Origin of the sequence: Shewanella vaxholmensis, assembly GCF_031932135.1 — a bacterium.
GTDB lineage: Bacteria > Pseudomonadota > Gammaproteobacteria > Enterobacterales > Shewanellaceae > Shewanella > Shewanella hafniensis.
Map to the genome: position 1 here is coordinate 16,667 of NZ_JAUOEV010000004.1, position 15,989 is coordinate 32,655.

General features: G+C 45.4%; 14 protein-coding genes. 6 read left to right on the top strand and 8 right to left on the bottom strand.

Translation table 11 applies throughout. The features are described 5' to 3' along the window. Positions 1 to 8 precede the first annotated feature (8 nt). Complete coding sequence (locus Q4Q46_RS05150; RefSeq protein WP_311905396.1) at positions 9 to 1,088, top strand: CDP-glycerol glycerophosphotransferase family protein; 1,080 nt, start codon at positions 9 to 11, stop codon at positions 1,086 to 1,088. Positions 1,089 to 1,132: 44 nt separating this feature from the next. On the opposite strand, the gene Q4Q46_RS05155 is transcribed toward Q4Q46_RS05150, so the two are convergent. Together Q4Q46_RS05155 and Q4Q46_RS05160 are read right to left on the bottom strand one after the other, a co-directional pair. Continuing rightward, positions 1,133 to 2,305: a glycosyltransferase family 4 protein gene (locus tag Q4Q46_RS05155; RefSeq protein WP_311905397.1), complete on the bottom strand. Its 1,173-nt coding sequence runs from the start codon at positions 2,303 to 2,305 to the stop codon at positions 1,133 to 1,135. Positions 2,306 to 2,660: 355 nt separating this feature from the next. After that, positions 2,661 to 3,731, bottom strand: a complete 1,071-nt coding sequence (locus tag Q4Q46_RS05160; protein WP_311905398.1) for a glycosyltransferase — start codon at positions 3,729 to 3,731, stop codon at positions 2,661 to 2,663. 285 nt (positions 3,732 to 4,016) lie between these two features. Between Q4Q46_RS05160 and coaD the strand changes: the two genes are divergently transcribed. Both coaD and Q4Q46_RS05170 read left to right on the top strand, forming a co-directional pair. Further along, positions 4,017 to 4,502 (top strand): pantetheine-phosphate adenylyltransferase, encoded by a 486-nt coding sequence (gene coaD / locus Q4Q46_RS05165; protein ID WP_226060126.1) that lies wholly within the window; start codon positions 4,017 to 4,019, stop codon positions 4,500 to 4,502. A gap of 89 nt (positions 4,503 to 4,591) precedes the next feature. Continuing rightward, positions 4,592 to 6,079, top strand: a complete 1,488-nt coding sequence (locus Q4Q46_RS05170) for a capsule assembly Wzi family protein (protein WP_311905399.1) — start codon at positions 4,592 to 4,594, stop codon at positions 6,077 to 6,079. Positions 6,080 to 6,144: 65 nt separating this feature from the next. Here the strand turns inward: Q4Q46_RS05170 and Q4Q46_RS05175 are convergent, their stop codons facing one another. Both Q4Q46_RS05175 and Q4Q46_RS05180 read right to left on the bottom strand, forming a co-directional pair. Then, entirely contained in the window at positions 6,145 to 7,152 is a 1,008-nt protein-coding gene (locus Q4Q46_RS05175) for an NAD-dependent epimerase (protein ID WP_311905400.1), read from the bottom strand. A gap of 23 nt (positions 7,153 to 7,175) precedes the next feature. Then, a complete protein-coding gene (locus Q4Q46_RS05180) occupies positions 7,176 to 8,339 on the bottom strand; it encodes a nucleotide sugar dehydrogenase (protein WP_311905401.1) in 1,164 nt (387 codons plus the stop codon). 233 nt (positions 8,340 to 8,572) lie between these two features. On the opposite strand from Q4Q46_RS05180, the gene Q4Q46_RS05185 reads away from it, so the two are divergent. Genes Q4Q46_RS05185 through Q4Q46_RS05195 form a run of 3 tightly spaced genes read left to right on the top strand, consistent with a single transcriptional unit; the run spans position 8,573 to position 11,706 of the window. Next, a complete protein-coding gene (locus Q4Q46_RS05185) occupies positions 8,573 to 9,304 on the top strand; it encodes a glycosyltransferase family 2 protein (RefSeq protein WP_311905402.1) in 732 nt (243 codons plus the stop codon). Positions 9,305 to 9,306: 2 nt separating this feature from the next. Next, a complete protein-coding gene (locus Q4Q46_RS05190; RefSeq protein WP_311905403.1) occupies positions 9,307 to 9,972 on the top strand; it encodes a TVP38/TMEM64 family protein in 666 nt (221 codons plus the stop codon). A 9-nt stretch (positions 9,973 to 9,981) separates the two neighbouring features. After that, the gene (locus Q4Q46_RS05195) at positions 9,982 to 11,706 is read left to right on the top strand and encodes a glycosyltransferase family 39 protein (RefSeq protein WP_311905404.1); all 1,725 of its coding nucleotides are present in this window, start codon (positions 9,982 to 9,984) and stop codon (positions 11,704 to 11,706) included. 62 nt (positions 11,707 to 11,768) lie between these two features. On the opposite strand, the gene mutM is transcribed toward Q4Q46_RS05195, so the two are convergent. The 4 genes from mutM to Q4Q46_RS05215 form a co-directional block, all read right to left on the bottom strand. Then, a complete protein-coding gene (gene mutM / locus Q4Q46_RS05200; RefSeq protein ID WP_311905405.1) occupies positions 11,769 to 12,584 on the bottom strand; it encodes a bifunctional DNA-formamidopyrimidine glycosylase/DNA-(apurinic or apyrimidinic site) lyase in 816 nt (271 codons plus the stop codon). 35 nt (positions 12,585 to 12,619) lie between these two features. Next, positions 12,620 to 13,075, bottom strand: a complete 456-nt coding sequence (locus tag Q4Q46_RS05205) for a hypothetical protein (RefSeq protein ID WP_311905406.1) — start codon at positions 13,073 to 13,075, stop codon at positions 12,620 to 12,622. A 90-nt stretch (positions 13,076 to 13,165) separates the two neighbouring features. After that, a complete protein-coding gene (gene moaA / locus Q4Q46_RS05210; RefSeq protein WP_311905407.1) occupies positions 13,166 to 14,149 on the bottom strand; it encodes a GTP 3',8-cyclase MoaA in 984 nt (327 codons plus the stop codon). Positions 14,150 to 14,165: 16 nt separating this feature from the next. Beyond that, positions 14,166 to 15,977: a bifunctional molybdopterin-guanine dinucleotide biosynthesis adaptor protein MobB/molybdopterin molybdotransferase MoeA gene (locus Q4Q46_RS05215; RefSeq protein WP_311905408.1), complete on the bottom strand. Its 1,812-nt coding sequence runs from the start codon at positions 15,975 to 15,977 to the stop codon at positions 14,166 to 14,168. Positions 15,978 to 15,989: the final 12 nt, after the last annotated feature.

Genomic DNA, 15,989 nt, shown 5'->3' on the forward strand with positions numbered 1-15,989 from the left:
GAATACTTGTGGAAGAAGTCAAACAAGCCAAAAGACGTTACTTATTTTACATAGCGCAAAACTATTCCTATGCGATGTTAAGGCCGCTTCAACAAGCCATTTGGGCTAGAGGCGATGAGGTTTGCTGGTTTTTAGAGGGAAATGAAGTCGACGCTAAGTTTCTAAAGGCTGATGAGCCGCGTTTGTTGAGCGTTGATGCCGTTAAGGCGTGGAAACCCGATGCGGTATTTGTTCCTGGGAATGTTGTCCCTCGTTTTATTCCCGGGGTTAAAGTCGGGGTATTTCATGGCTTTAATGCGGGTAAAATGAACCATAAGGGTCGCGAAGATCACTTCGAAATCCGTGATTGCTTTGATTTGTATTGTACTCAAGGCCCGGCGACAACTTTACCTTTCCTTGAACTCGAGAAAAAGTTCGGCACTTTTACAGTGGCTGAGACGGGATGGCCTGCGCTCGACCCCCTGTTTATTGAGAATAAAGATAATCCCTATATCAAAGCGGATGACCCAAGACCTGTGGTACTCTTTTGCTCGACATTTTCACCTAGTTTGACCTGCGCACCTGTGGTATTTGAGCAGATCAAAATCCTGTCGCAAAAGGGCCAGTGGCGCTGGTTAGTACAATTCCATCCTAAGATGAAGCCAAGTATTGTTGAGCAATACAAGACTCTCGAAAATGAGAATCTCCAGTTTGTGGAAACCGATAACGTGATCCCGCTTCTGCAGGCGGGTGATGTGATGCTCTGCGATACTTCATCGATTTTATTGATGTTTTTAATGCAGCGTAAGCCAGTGGTGACCTTTAAAAATCAGTCACCTAAAGATCATTTAATCGATATCTGTCAGGTTGAGGATATTGAATCTGCATTAACGCGAGCACTGAGTCGTCCTGATGATTTGATGGCGCACATCCATGCTTATTGTAATCAAATTCACCCTACGGGGGATGGCCAATCTAGCCAGCGAGTTTTAGCCGCAACAGATGCTTTGATTGATAAAGGCACCGATTGGCTTAAGCCTAAACCATTGAACTTGCTACGCCATTTTAAGATGCGTCGCAAGCTAGGTTATTGGAAGTTTTTTAGTTAGCAGTCGTTACTTATGGGCCGATATTGAAATATCGGCCCATTTTGTTAGCCTTGCAGTTTCGTTTCTTCAACCAGTTTAAAGATGATTTCTTGCATATTTTTCTGGAAATCTTCAATACTGTGGTTTGCTTTGATGTAGTCAACTGCCTTAACCGCGAGTTCTTGTCTTAGTTGTTCGTTTTCCATCAGATGGCGTATACCATCGACAAATAAATCGACTTTATCAAAACCATCTCCGAGCACTGTACCTGTAAATACGCCAAATTGACTCGTCAGCTCGTCGGGGTCACGGCAACTGACGAGAAGGGTGCCATAAGATAACGCTTCTAAGAAAGAAATTGGTAGAGCTTCGTGAATTGAAGTGTTGACTAAAATTTTAGCATCTTTGATTAGCTGGTTTTTTCGATCGCCTTCTACATGCCCTACAAAATGTAGGTTGGGAATATTTAGGTAGTCATTCATGATGGACTGATTTTTCTTTGATTGCCTAAATGATTGACCTAGCATGAAAAATTCATATTCAGGCATCAGTTTAGCTATCTCGCAAAATAACCAACCACGTTTGACTGACTCAATTCGTCCCAGAAAGATAATGTGATTTTTCTTCGGGTGAGCTTCTACATCGAAACTGTGATCTATCTCAATAGGGTTGGGTAAATATTTGAGTTCAGTTTTATTATCGAGATTATAGAGATCTCTGGCTTTACGATCTAAAAAGCGTGCTTGAGAAATAAATGAGACTTTCCCTGCTGCCCAAAGGTCATGAACAAACTGATTAATATTACTGTCCCAATAACTTTTCTCTGGGAAAAGTTTGACGGTATTAATTTCATCCCATTCATAATCAGGTCTTGGATCTTGTACCCAAAATAGAATTTTTTTATCAATATTAGGGATAGTTTTAAGAATACGGTAGGAATGGGTTGTCATTTCTATTGACAAAAATATATCGTAATTTTTCTTTTTTAAAAATCTAATATTAATAAAATCCATAAACTTAGCTGCTAAACGATAAACTTTAATGCCATCGATCATATAGCGACGAGGTATTAATCTTTGCTTGCTGCAGTCTTTTTTTATGAGCACTTCTACTTCAATATTCTCATTGGGTAAGTGTTTGGCAATTAAGTAGCGCGCTAGAAAACCGTACCCACCGTACACTGTACCTGTACCCCCAAAGTACTCATCAACTAATAAAGCCACTTTAAACTTACTCATTACTACCCCAAAAAAATCATTTATTGCTAATTCTACTTAGGCAGAATTATTTGATGGGAGTATTTTGATATTTTTCAAATAGACTATCAATGAAATTATTTATTCATAAATACAGAATGGTTAACCTTATAATAAACTGTTTTATCGATGTTCAATAATAGTAATTATACAGGCTAAATGTATTGTATTTCTGTGTGTTATTACTCTTTGTTTGATGCATTTGTTAACGTCTTGTGTTTTTTAATCCAATTAAAACGAGCTTTCATGCTGTATCAGAGTGTAACAGGTGTTGGAGGTTAAGTAGAAACTCTACTTATATTCAATAGAGTTTCTACTTTTTACCGTATAAAGATATTTATTCGGCTAAGTTCAAATATTGCTTTGCAATATTTTGACTATCTACGGCTTTAAGAATCGCAAGGTCTTCAAGTGATGGGGGCGATGCTAGGCACTCTAGTGCCTTCTGTGCCAGCAGTGCTGGTTGACGAACTGGGACTAAGTATTTGGCTAAGTGCCCTGTAAGGATTTCATTTGGGCCGTGCGGGCAATCTGTGCTGACAACGGGCGTGCCGCAGGCTAATGATTCAATGACTACAGTGGGTAAGCCTTCAAAGTCGGAGCTCAGCAGCATCAATTCTGCGTTAGCAATCCAAGCATAGGGATTATGTTGAAAACCAGGTGTGATAATTCGGTGCTCTACGCCGTATTTTTTGGCTAATTTACGCGCCTTATTTGGCCGGTTACAGAGAAGAACTAGCTTAGGTGCTGTCGGCATATCCCTCAATGCTTTGAAGAGAATGTCATGGCGTTTTTGACGAGTCACTCTACCCACATGGATCATGTAAGGTTCGTTGGGAATTTCGGCAATGACTTCTTGAGTCTTATTTTTTATTTCGTCTAGGCGAAAAGGGTTGTAGATGGTTTGCACGCTCTGAGGTTTTAACCACGACGTGGCTCTTAGCTCGTCGGCAATACCATTTGAAACTGTGATGATTTTTTTGCCGATCAGAGCTTTGGCTTTTTTCCATCTGCGCCAGAAGTGCACTGGACCGCGTTTTAACTCCATCAATAATTCTTGCTTTAAGGCGCAATGACAGAAGTAGTAGCAAGGATCGAAATGACAGCCGGAAACAACAACGTCGCAGTCGGTTGAATTGCTTAAAAAGAGTGAAAATTTTCCCGTTTTTTCTGCTTCGTTCACTTTCGTTATGAGTTGTTGTCTTTGCTCCTGAAGCGAAGGTTTTTGGCCCGCTTCAAACAGATAATGAATGGTTACATTTTGTGGCGGCATAAAATCGCCTTCCTTGTGAAACACAAACAAATGCACATCTTGACCTGCTTCCTGTAACACTTCTGCCTGCGATAAGGCTATTTTTACCGTGCCGTTGGAGAAAAAATTATGGCAAAAAATCGCGATTTTCTTCATATATGCTCTTCTACGTGTCTTTAAACGTCGCGGTTGCAACCTAGCTTTGGCTCAGCGTAATAGCGTTGAATGGGTGAGCGACATCGTATTTGGTCGGTTTCAATTAAGTGAAACATTATATCAGTTTGCGCCTTTATAGGGGCTTACTCACTTGGATTCTTGCCTATTTCGATGCTTTTTGTGGCTATTTAAAGCCGATTTTGCTTCGATTATTCACTCGCTTGGCTAAAACGAGTAGACTGACGAGCAATGATTTTTGGTATCCATGTGAGTTGAGTCAGTAAAGTGCATACAAGAGCGATTTATCCAGGAACGTTTGATCCTATCACCAATGGTCATGCCGATTTAATCGAGCGTGCCGCTAAGTTATTCAAACATGTGATCATTGGCATTGCTGCTAATCCTTCTAAGCAGCCAAGATTCACCTTAGAAGAGCGGGTTGAACTGGTAAATCGTGTCACAGCTCATTTGGATAATGTTGAAGTGGTTGGATTTTCGGGTTTACTGGTGGATTTTGCCAAGGAGCAAAAGGCCAGTGTGCTGGTGCGTGGCTTGCGTGCGGTATCTGACTTTGAATATGAATTCCAGCTAGCGAATATGAATCGCCGATTGAGCCCAGATCTAGAAAGCGTGTTTTTAACGCCCGCTGAGGAAAACTCATTTATCTCTTCAACCTTAGTAAAGGAAGTCGCTTTGCATGGTGGCGATGTGAGTCAATTTGTTCACTCAGAAGTGGCTATGGCTCTTGCGGCTAAGCTCGTAAAAAACTAGATTTTGCCCACGGATCAATGGTTTTTACGTGGGGGTTTTGTGTTAACTTTGAGGCATTGTGGCCTCGCGATGATACTTAAAAGGATGTTATGAAGGCTTTTTTAATTCCCACTCTTGCCTCTGGGCTACTATTTTCTTCAATACTTACTGCCGCACCTTGGGTCGATGCCTCTGATATTTATCTTAGAACTGATATTCAAGCACTTGCCGATGCGGGTGTGATTACTGTGCCTGTGAATACCTATCCCTTAATGTGGGCCGGTATTGGTGCTGATCTAGCGAAGGTCGAGCCAGAAAAACTGAGCCCAAGTTTAGTTCAGTCTTTCGCAAGGGTTAATTTTTACTATAGTAGCGCAATTGGAAATCGTGGAAATACCAGCGTTAAAGTAACCGCCGGTACTGATGCCGCACGGTTTCAGCATTTTGGTTCAGACTACCGTGAGCAAGGTGAATTAAATATTTCCCATGAATACGTTGGAGAACGTTTTGCCTTTAAAGCTTCTGGAAGTGCCAATTATGATGCTACTGAAGACCAATTTCGTTTAGACGACTCTTATATATCAATGATTATTGATAACTGGATTATTACTGCAGGGACTCTTGAGCAGTGGTGGGGACCAGGGTTTGACTCTTCGTTGCATAAGTCGAATAACGCGAGGCCAATGCCTTCAGTGATGCTAAGTCGTAATAATGCGGCAGCGTTTGAAACGCCGTGGTTGTCTTGGATTGGCCCTTGGACCTTAACCGCCGGCTTTAGTCTATTTGAAAACAATCGGGCTGTTGCCAATGCAGCATTATGGAATTTTAGATCGAGTATTAGGCCAATAAAATCGGTTGAAATGGGTGTTTCTTGGACAACACAGTTCTGTGGTGAAGGACAGGATTGCGGTGTTAAAAGCTTTTTTAAAGCGATAACCGGTGGCACTGAATGTGCGGATGGAAGTGCAACATGCGATCCTGCGCTTAATACTAAAATTGGTAATCAATTGGCTGGGTTTGATATCCGATATGCGGATACTTGGTTTAAGGTGCCTGTCGGGCTTTATCTTGAACGAACCTGTGAGGATTCTAGCGGCTCTAACCCATGGGATTTAGCTGATTGTGCATACTTATTTGGCGCTGATACGCGTTTTGCATTTACAGATCAACAATATAAGTTGTTTTTTGAATATACAGATACTGTGGTTGCATGTGGTCTAGATCCTAATGAATTCAATTGTTTTTATGAGCATTCAACTTACTTGAGTGGTTCTCGATATTATAATCGAGCCCTAGGCTCAACTTATGATAGTGACGCTAAAGTATATGTCGTAGGTCTTGTGGGTCAGTTTAGTAACAGCCGTGGTTTTACTTCTTTATTGCGTTATGCCCAGCTGAATAAAGATGGCTCTAATAGAGTTAATAGTTGGGCGCCACAACCGCCGAAGGAAGATTTGTTGATGTTAGAGTTTTCTTACCGCATGCCACTGTGGCAAGGTATGTTAAATTTGGGCGGAACAGTATCGAGATCGGAATTTGATGTTCAAGAAAACGATACTAATGCCACGCTCTTTAGCAGTTTTGAGTATCGCTTCTAACATTCATGATTAAAGCAAAGGCCTGCATTCTTGCAGGCCTTTTTGTTTGGCTTTTGGACACAAAATTATTTGTTATAGAACTGGCGATACCAGTCCACAAATTGCATGACGCCAGTGTTGATATCCACCAGTGGCTTATAGCCAACGGCATCAAATAGGTCGTTTGTGTCGGCCCATGTCGAATGCACATCGCCCGGCTGCATCGGTAGCAGGTTCTTGTTCGCTTTAATGCCTAAGGCATCTTCTAGCGCTGTAATAAAGTCGAGTAACTGCACAGGGCTACCATTGCCAATATTAAAGACGCGATATGGCGCGCTGCTGGTGGCCGGCGTGCCAGCTTCTACTGTCCAGTCCGTATTTGGGCGAGGTGGTTTGGCTTGTACCCGAATGATTCCCTCAACAATATCATCAATATAGGTAAAGTCTCGACTGAGGTCGCCATGGTTATACACATCGATCACTTCACCTGCGAGTATGGCTTTGGTGAATTTAAATAAAGCCATATCGGGACGGCCCCAAGGGCCGTAGACGGTAAAAAAGCGCAGACCTGTCGTCGGTAATTGATATAAATGTGAGTAAGTGTGCGACATCAATTCATTGGCTTTCTTCGTGGCGGCATAGAGCGAAATGGGATGATCTATGCTGTCTTCAGTTGAGAAGGGCATTTTCTGATTTAACCCATATACAGACGAAGATGAAGCATACACGAGATGCTCAATCTTATGGCGACGGCAACCTTCTAAAATAGTGAGATGGCCAATTAAATTACTGTCGGCATAGGCTAATGGATTGTCGAGCGAGTAACGCACACCTGCTTGAGCCGCCAGATGGATAACACGTTGGAATGCATGCCGTGCAAAAAGCGCAGCAATACCTTCTCTGTCTGCAAGATCGAGTTGAATAAAATGGAAATTATCTAAAGTTTGTAAAAGGTCTAAACGTGCCAATTTGAGATTGACGTCGTAATAGTCATTGAGGTTATCAATGCCGATAACTTCATGGCTAAGCAAGCAAAGGCGTTCACTGACTTTGGCGCCGATAAAACCCGCAGCGCCTGTGACTAAGTATTTCATTTATGACCTTTATTTAAAGTGTATTAATCATGGTGAAATAGATCTCGGGTATAGACTTTATCCGCAACATTATTGAGTTCATCAACCATACGGTTGGAGACGATCACATCACACATTGACTTAAATTCAGTTAAGTCTCTCATCACGCGAGATTTGAAAAAGTAATCTTCTTTAAGTACAGGCTCAAACACGACGACTTCAATGCCTTTCGCTTTAATGCGCTTCATCACGCCTTGCACTGCTGAGGCGCGGAAATTGTCTGAATCGGCTTTCATGATCAAACGATAAATTCCTACACATTTTGGCTGCTTACGGATAATAGCGTCGGCGATAAAGTCTTTGCGTGTGGTGTTTGAGTCGACAATGGCACTGATTAAATTGTTTGGGACATCATTGTAGTTAGCCAGTAATTGCTTAGTGTCTTTCGGAAGACAGTACCCGCCATAGCCAAAAGAAGGATTGTTGTAATAATCACCAATACGCGGATCGAGGCTAACCCCCTCAATAATCTGGCGAGTATTTAATCCTCGACTCTCTGCATAGGTATCTAGCTCGTTAAAGTAGGCGACCCGCATGGCAAGAAATGTATTAGCAAATAACTTAATCGCTTCGGCTTCGGTGCTATCGGTCAGCAAAATAGGAATATCTTGCTTGATTGCCGCCTTAGCTAAAAGGTCAGCAAAGACTTGGGCACGCGCCGAGCGTTCACCGACTACAATCCGTGAGGGATAAAGGTTGTCATACAAGGCTTTACCTTCGCGTAAAAACTCTGGAGAAAAGAGTATGTTGTCGCTCTTAAACTTGTGCCTTAATGCTGCTGTATAACCGACGGGGACAGTCGATTTGATGATAATCGTCGTACCAGGATTAACAGCGAGTACATCACGAATGACGCTTTCAACCGAATGAGTATTAAAATAATTAGTCTGAGGATCGTAGTCTGTTGGAGTCGCAATAATCACAACGTCAGCCGATTGAAAGGCTACATTTTCCGTTGTCGCAGTTAAATTCAACGGTTTGTTTTGCAGATAGTCTTCGATTAATTCATCGACCACAGTGGATTTACGCTTGTTAACTTGCTTGACACGTTCAGGAACTAAATCAATTGCAGTGACTTGGTTTTGCTGCGCCAATAAGACGGCATTTGATAGGCCCACATAGCCCATCCCCACAACAACAATATCCATGGATTATTTTAAGGTTATGCGTTCTGCTTAATAAACTAACACTTATTTTATCGATAAATATGTCCATACTATGAAATCCACAGTTCCAAATTAAGTGCTGTTTCTTTATTGTTTGGCCAGTTTATAATTCTGAATTAGTGTTTTTTTGCCAATCATCCCTATTTTTCCAGATTTTAATTTTGCAATAATCATGTGATACCGTATTTGTGGTCATAAAGTTGTGGAGTGTTGAATTGATCTCTATTGTGATCCCCGCTAAAGATGAGGTGGGCAATATTGGCCCCCTGATCGAAGAGATATGCCAAGCCCTCCAAGGTTTGACTGAGTTTGAAATCCTTGTCGTCGATGATGGCAGTCAAGATGATACCTTTGGTGAAGTGATGCGTACCGCAGCTGAACAGCAATGTGATGCGAAAGCGATTCGCCATGAACGAAGCACGGGACAAAGTACTGCGATATCGACCGGCATTTTGCACGCACGCGGCAAATATATTGTGACCTTAGATGCCGATGGCCAGAATGATCCCGCCGATATTCCGGCCATGCTGGCCCAGTTGCCGCAGATCCATGCCGAGCATTTCTGTATTGCGGGGTACCGTAAAAATCGTAAAGACACCGCTTGGAAGCGATTCCAGTCCCGCTTTGCGAATAAGGTTCGCGATGCGTTTCTGCACGATGGCGTGCCTGATACGGGCTGTGGCCTAAAGTTATTTCCCCGTGAAACCTTCCTTCGTTTACCCTATTTCGACCATATGCACAGATACATTCCTGCCTTAGTGCGGCGTATGGGCGGGGAGATTTTTATTTCGATGGTGAATCATAGGGATCGTCAAGTGGGCATCTCTAAGTACACGGCTTGGAATCGTGTATGGGTTGGTATCGTCGACATCATGGGGGTGATCTGGCTTGGGCGGCGGGCGAAGATAGCCAAGGTTATTCGCAGTCAAGCAAGTTGGCGTGAGTGATAATGAAGCGATTCTATAATGCGGTGTTTATCGTTTTCATTCTGCTGGCGTTGATGTTTTCCGTCCAACAGGGGATGTTTGAGCATTTGACCGATAGCAACTGGGTCGCGCATTTTATTGCAGAACAAGGCTCGTTTGCACTCTTAGTATTGTTGGCTGTTGGTGCGCTATTTACCGCTGCTGGTGGCCCAAGACAAGTTATCGCTTTTGTCTTTGGTTTTGCCTTGGGTGGGATTTATGGGGGGCTATTTTCAACGCTAGCCGCCTTGGTCGGCTGCGTATTGGCTTTTTATGTAGCGAGATTAACTATCCGCAGCAGTTTACAGCGCCGCTTTGGTCGTAGGTTGCAAAAGTTTGAAGCTCTTATCAGCGACAAAACATGGTTGAAAGTGCTGATGATACGCTTACTGCCCGTCGGCAGTAATTTACTCACCAATCTGTTTGCTGGTGCAACTCATGTTCCTGCGCGTGGCTTTATGCTGGGCAGCGTATTAGGCTATTTACCGCAGATGTTGATTTTTAGCTTTGCGGGGGCGGGTATAGGTTTATCGGATCATCATCAGCTAGGGATCAGTATCGGATTATTTATCCTATCAAGCGTGATTGGCGCGTATTTGTACCGTTCCAGCCTGCGTAAACAGGTCGATGAATTGGAAACCGAAGCATAAGGATTCAGGATGGAAGCTCTTAGTCGCCGTTTCAATGGTCAGGATTACTACCAAGTACTCTGGCCTTTGCTCTTGATAAGCTTGCTGATTTTGCTGGTGGGGGTGGGATTTCGATCCCCTTGGCCTGCAGATGAGCCGCGGTTTGTGGAAGTTGCACGGGAAATGGTGTCTTCGGGACAATGGTTATTTCCTACCCGTGGTGGCGAGTACTACCCTGATAAACCGCCGGTATTCATGTGGGCTATCGCGCTATTTTACCAGATGACGGATTCTCTTAAGCTCGCTTTCCTCCTCCCTAACGCCTTGTGCGGACTTCTGACAGTGTTCCTGGTTTACGATCTTGGCGCCAGATTGTGGAATGTACGTGTTGGCCGCAATGCCGCCCTGTTACTGTTGATTGTGCCGCAGTTTTTAATGCAGGCTAAAAATGCCCAGATCGATGCTATGGTGATGTGTTGGATCACAGTGGGATGCTACGGCTTGATCCGCCACTTTTTGCTCGGTCCCCATTGGCGCTGGTATTTTGCTGGCTGGGCATTTATGGGGCTAGGGGTGATCACTAAGGGCGTCGGCTTTTTGCCTTTATTAATGCTGATCCCTATTGGTATTTATGCCGTTAAAGACAAAAGCCGTTTTCAAGGTCGTTTAACTTGGCTATGTCTTGCTGGGCCTTTGGCTATGCTTGCCGTGATTGCCTGCTGGTTGGTGCCCATGGTGCTGACAGTGCAAGCCCATGGCACGCCCGAACTTATTGCCTATCAAAATAATATCTTGTTTAAGCAAACTGGTGAGCGTTATGTCAACGCTTGGCATCATATTAAGCCTTGGTATTTCTTTGTCTTAAGTGTCATTCCGTGGATGTGGTTCCCTATTTCGCTGCTGGTGGTTGCTTACTGGAAACAATGGGTGCAGAAGGTGAGGGCCGATCCTACTATTGCAATTCTGTTGATTTGGGTGGCACTGGTAGTGCTGTTTTTCAGTATCAGTCCGGGTAAGCGTAATGTGTATATTCTGCCGGCTTTGCCTATGTTGGCGCTGGCGGCCTCAGCGGTGTTAACGGGTGTTGCGCCTAAAGTGTGGTTTGAAAAACTTGTCAGTGGATTACTGTGGTGTTTAGGTGGTGTGGTCTTGCTGGCGGGTGTGCTTGCGCTTATTCATCATCCCGCATTAGTCAAAGCCCTTGCCGACTATACCGATGATTTAACTGGTATTAGTTACCTATTTATCCTGCTTGGTCTGCTCTGGTTCCTGCTGCTTCGGCTCGCCAGTAAACAGTTTGCTCTCGTTAAGATGGGAATTGTCTCTGCCTTGGGCTGGGGGCTGATTAGTACTTGGGGGTATTCTATGCTCGATGAAATGCGCACTCCTAGAAGCTTGATGCTGCATACGGCAGAGGTAATTGGCGAGGACGCCGAGCTAGGCTTAGTGAACTTTAAAGAGCAGTTTATTTTGTTCTCTCCCATGAGTGTGACGCACTTTAGTTATCTTGCTTCAGTTGAGGAACAAGAGCGTAATGCATGGCAATGGATGCAGGAAAATAAACAGCGTTATTTATTAGTGCCGAGCGGGGCTGAGCTGAGCTGTTTCGATATCAAAGGCGGCAAGAGCATGGGAATGGCCCATCGTGATGAGTGGATTTTGTTATCGACCACTGAGCTTAAATCGCAGTGCGAAAAGCCCAAACGCGAATATCGTTACTTTACTGATCATCCGGGGCGCTGGTTAAAAGAGTAACCAATATAAAGAATAAAATGCCTGCAATTGCAGGCATTTTTACGGCAATTAGCGAGTGATAGTTAGCGTGTCTGGCAAATGCCACAGAATACTGTGGTGCGTTGGCCTAAACGGATTTCACTCAATAAGTTACCGCAGCTTGTGCAGGTTTCACCGCCGCGACCATAGACATGCAGTTTTTGGGCGAAGTAGCCCGGCTTGCCATCGGCATTGGTAAAGTCTTTCAACGTAGTGCCGCCTTGCTTAATGGCGTGGGCTAAGATTTGCTTCACTTCGGCAACTAAAACAGTCAAGCGCTCGATATCGATTTTACCTGCTTCGGCTTCTGGATGAATGCCCGCCGCAAACAGGGCTTCATTGGCGTAAATATTACCCACTCCCACCACGATATGATTATCCATCAGGCAGAGCTTGATGGCTTTTTTCTTGCCCGCTAAAGCTGCCGCTAATTGTGCGACATTAAAAGCCTGGGTCAGTGGCTCTGGTCCCAGTTTGGCGAGTAATGGATGGGCTTCTTCTGGGAGTTCACACCACAACCAAGCGCCGAAACGTCTGGGATCGTTAAAACGTAAAATGCGGCCGTTGGCGAGCACTAAGTCGATATGGTCATGCTTTTCCACTGTGGTATCGTGGGGCAAAATCCGTAAACTCCCCGACATGCCTAAATGCACTATGCTAGTGCCCGCATCAGTGTCGATTAACAGATACTTAGCACGGCGTCGCACTTGGCGTATGACTTGGCCGATAATTTGTTTGGCGATGTCAGGTACTGGCCAGCGCAGCGAACCATTGCGGATCACAAGATCAACCACGGTTTGCTCGACAAGGAAGGGTGCAATACCCTGACGGGTGACTTCAACTTCTGGTAATTCCGGCATGGATTCTTTCTTATCTTAAGTAAAATGGGGCGGCATTAAGCTGCGGGTTTCGCATCGAGGATCGGTTGCAGTTTAGCTCGTAAACTCGGAGGCACTAAATACCAATTGCCAGCGGGAGACTTTAAGGCACCTTCATTGGGGAAATAGATCCACAGCTGAGCATCGCGGATATCTGCAATCTGGATGACTAATTCTTGTGGATTATCTGTGGTTTCTGGTGCAGCCGTTAAGGGAGACACCCGTATGGTTTTCCACGCTTTAGCCCATTCATCACAGTTGAGGACTGTAGTGTCGCACTCCCATTGTGATGCTTGCTTGTGCAGCCACATCCCATTGAGTTGCAGCTGTGAAAGCGGCGCATTATCGTCAAATAGCAGCTGAGCATCACTCGGAACATTATTGGTCTTGTTATCCATAAAAGTCAGCACGGCGACCATAAAGACGCAGGCGACAATAATGACGTTATTCCATTGCTTACGAGTTAAGGCCATAGAAATGTGTGACGCTAAGTATGGGGTGATGCTTCGAGTTTATCACGGCAAAATTGAGATGCTAGCCCTTAAGCGATTGAGGGGTGATGCTTAACCGCCAGTGGCGTTCATAAAACGTAGGATTTGTACCTGATGATTGCCAAAGTCGTGCTGTTTAGGCTTGAGGTTAATGCCCGCGAGAATAGCGGCTTTAAGTCTCTCAATATCTGCGGGAAATTCCCTGACTATGCTTTTGAGATCAACGGCATGCTCATTGCCTAAACACAGCAATAATTGGCCTTCGACTGTGACGCGTACCCGATTGCATTCGTGGCAGAAGTTGTGACTGTGGGGTGAGATAAAACCGATATGGATTGGACTGTCGGCCATAGTGTAATACCGCGCTGGGCCACCAGTGCGTTTACTCGAGACCTGTAGCGGATAGCGATTTTCTATGATGGCTTTGACTTCATCACTGCTGCAATGACGGGCACGTTTACGCTCATCCATTTCGCCAAGTGGCATTTCTTCGATAAAGGCGATGTCTAAACGGCGACCACGGCAGAAATCAACTAAATCAATGACTTCATTATCGTTCTGCTGTTTTAAAATCACCGCGTTAATCTTGATACGTTCAAAGCCAGCCGCAATAGCCGCATCGATACCATCGATGACTCTGTCTAACTTGCCGTTACGGGTTAACTGGGTAAACAAGGTGGGGTTTAAGGTATCTAGGCTGATATTGAGGCGCTTTAATCCAGCTGTAAACATGGGCTTAGCGAATTTTGTCAGCCTTGAACCATTAGTGGTTATGGACAAATCCGTCAGCCCTGGTAGTTTACCAAGCAGGCTCACTAGCTGATCGCAATCGGTGCGAACTAAGGGCTCGCCGCCGGTCAGGCGAATTTTAGTCACACCAAGCTCGGTAAAAGCTTGGGCAATCCAAGCTAACTCTTCGAGGTGGAGTACGTGATCCTTTGGCAGAAAACAGGGATCTTCGGTCATGCAATAGACACAGCGAAAGTCGCAGCGGTCGGTGACCGAGAGCCGTAAATATTCGACCTTACGGCCAAAGGAATCCACCATTAGACTCATAAAAGCTCACTGGATCTTAAAGCAGATCCGCAAAGGGTTGAATAAACACAGTTTCGCCTGCATTCACGGCTTCTGCATCATCGCCTATGATGATGAGACAATTCCCTTTGACCATTGAACTTAACATCCCAGAACCTTGGTTGCCCGTGCTGCTCACGTGCAGGCGTCCATCTTTACCAAGCTGAAAAATTCCGCGAATAAATTCGGTGCGACCTTGGCGGCTTCGCAGTGTTTCATCACTAATTGCGGGGAATAGCTGTGCTTGCCAGTTCACTTCACCCGCCAATTTTCGCAAAGCGGGCTGCACAAATTGCAGGAAAGTAACCATTACCGCCACTGGGTTGCCCGGCAGCCCGAAGAATAAGCTATCACCGATTTTGCCAAAGGCGAGTGGTCGACCCGGACGCATGCTAATCCGCCAAAAATCGATTTTGCCTAAGCGGGCCAGTACGGTTTTAATGTAATCTGCATCACCGACTGACACGCCGCCAGAGCTAATGACGACATCGGCAAGGGTAGCGGCTTTAGCGAGCGTCGCTTCGAGCGCGGTTTCAGAATCTTCGATAATGCCTAAATCGATAACATCACAACCAAGACGTTTCGCCATCGCTTTGATGGTAAAGCGGTTTGAGTCATAGATGCAGTTGGCTTTGAGTGCTTCGCCAGGTTGGCTCACTTCATCGCCGGTGGAGAACACGGCAACGGTTGGGCGGCGATAAACATTCAAACGATTGAGCCCGAGTGAGGCCAGTAAACCTTGTTCGGCGGCGCTTAGGCGAGTGGCTTTGGCGAGGGCGACTTGGCCTTGGGCGATATCTTCCCCCGCGAGGCGAACGTGTTGACCCGCCAGAATACGGCCGTCGAAGTTAACATTGCCGTCGACTTCCTTGGCTAGTTCACGGGGCTGCACAGTATCGGCACCCACGGGCACAGTCGCGCCCGTCATGATTCGCACAGTTTCGCCGACGTTAAGCGTGCCCGAATATTGATGACCGGCAAGGACCTCACCCACCCGTTTTAAGGTAGTAGGCATGGGGTCTTGATAGACAAAGGCGTAGCCATCCATCGCCGAATTGGTTTGTTGCGGCACGTCGACGGGAGAAATACTGTCGCTGGCCAGTACGCGGTTATCTAAGGCGTCTAAGTCAATCTCTTCGACTTCTGCCACGGGGGATACATGGGATAAAATCTGCGCTAAACCTTGGCTGACGCTGAGGTTTTTGTTGTCGCCTATGGCGCAGGCATCTACGGCTGAAATCGGGTATTGGAGTGGTGCTTCCCAGTTTTGAGCATACTCAATGACAAAGTCGGCAATCTGGCTGACATTGTTGAGATCGAGTCGGCGCAGCTCATTTGGAAGTGCGTCGCTTGGCAACTGAGTATCATCGCAACAGGCGATGGCGAGGATATTTTCATCTTGGGTGTAGATAAAAGGTTTGCCGTGGGCGGCGCGGTGCAATTCAATTTTAGGTAAGGCGAGTTTTTTAAAGCCTTCGACGAGGACGATATCGACTTTGTCGGCTTCGATTTGCTTGAGCAAATGGACTAACTCAGGATCGCCATCGCGTGCATCTTCTGTCATCAGCGCCCAGCGCACATGGGAAGCGACCAGCATTTGCCGCGCACCGGCTTTACGCATTTCGTAACTGTCTTTGCCGGGAATATCCACGTCGAAATTGTGGTGCGCATGTTTGATCACGGCTAAGCGCAGGCCACGTTGATTTAATTCGGGGATCAATTGCTTGAGTAAGGTGGTTTTCCCCGTGCCACTGTAGGCACAAAATCCGAGAACGGGAATAGCGAGCGGATTGACGAAGGGGTTACTCATTTGCACCTCTAA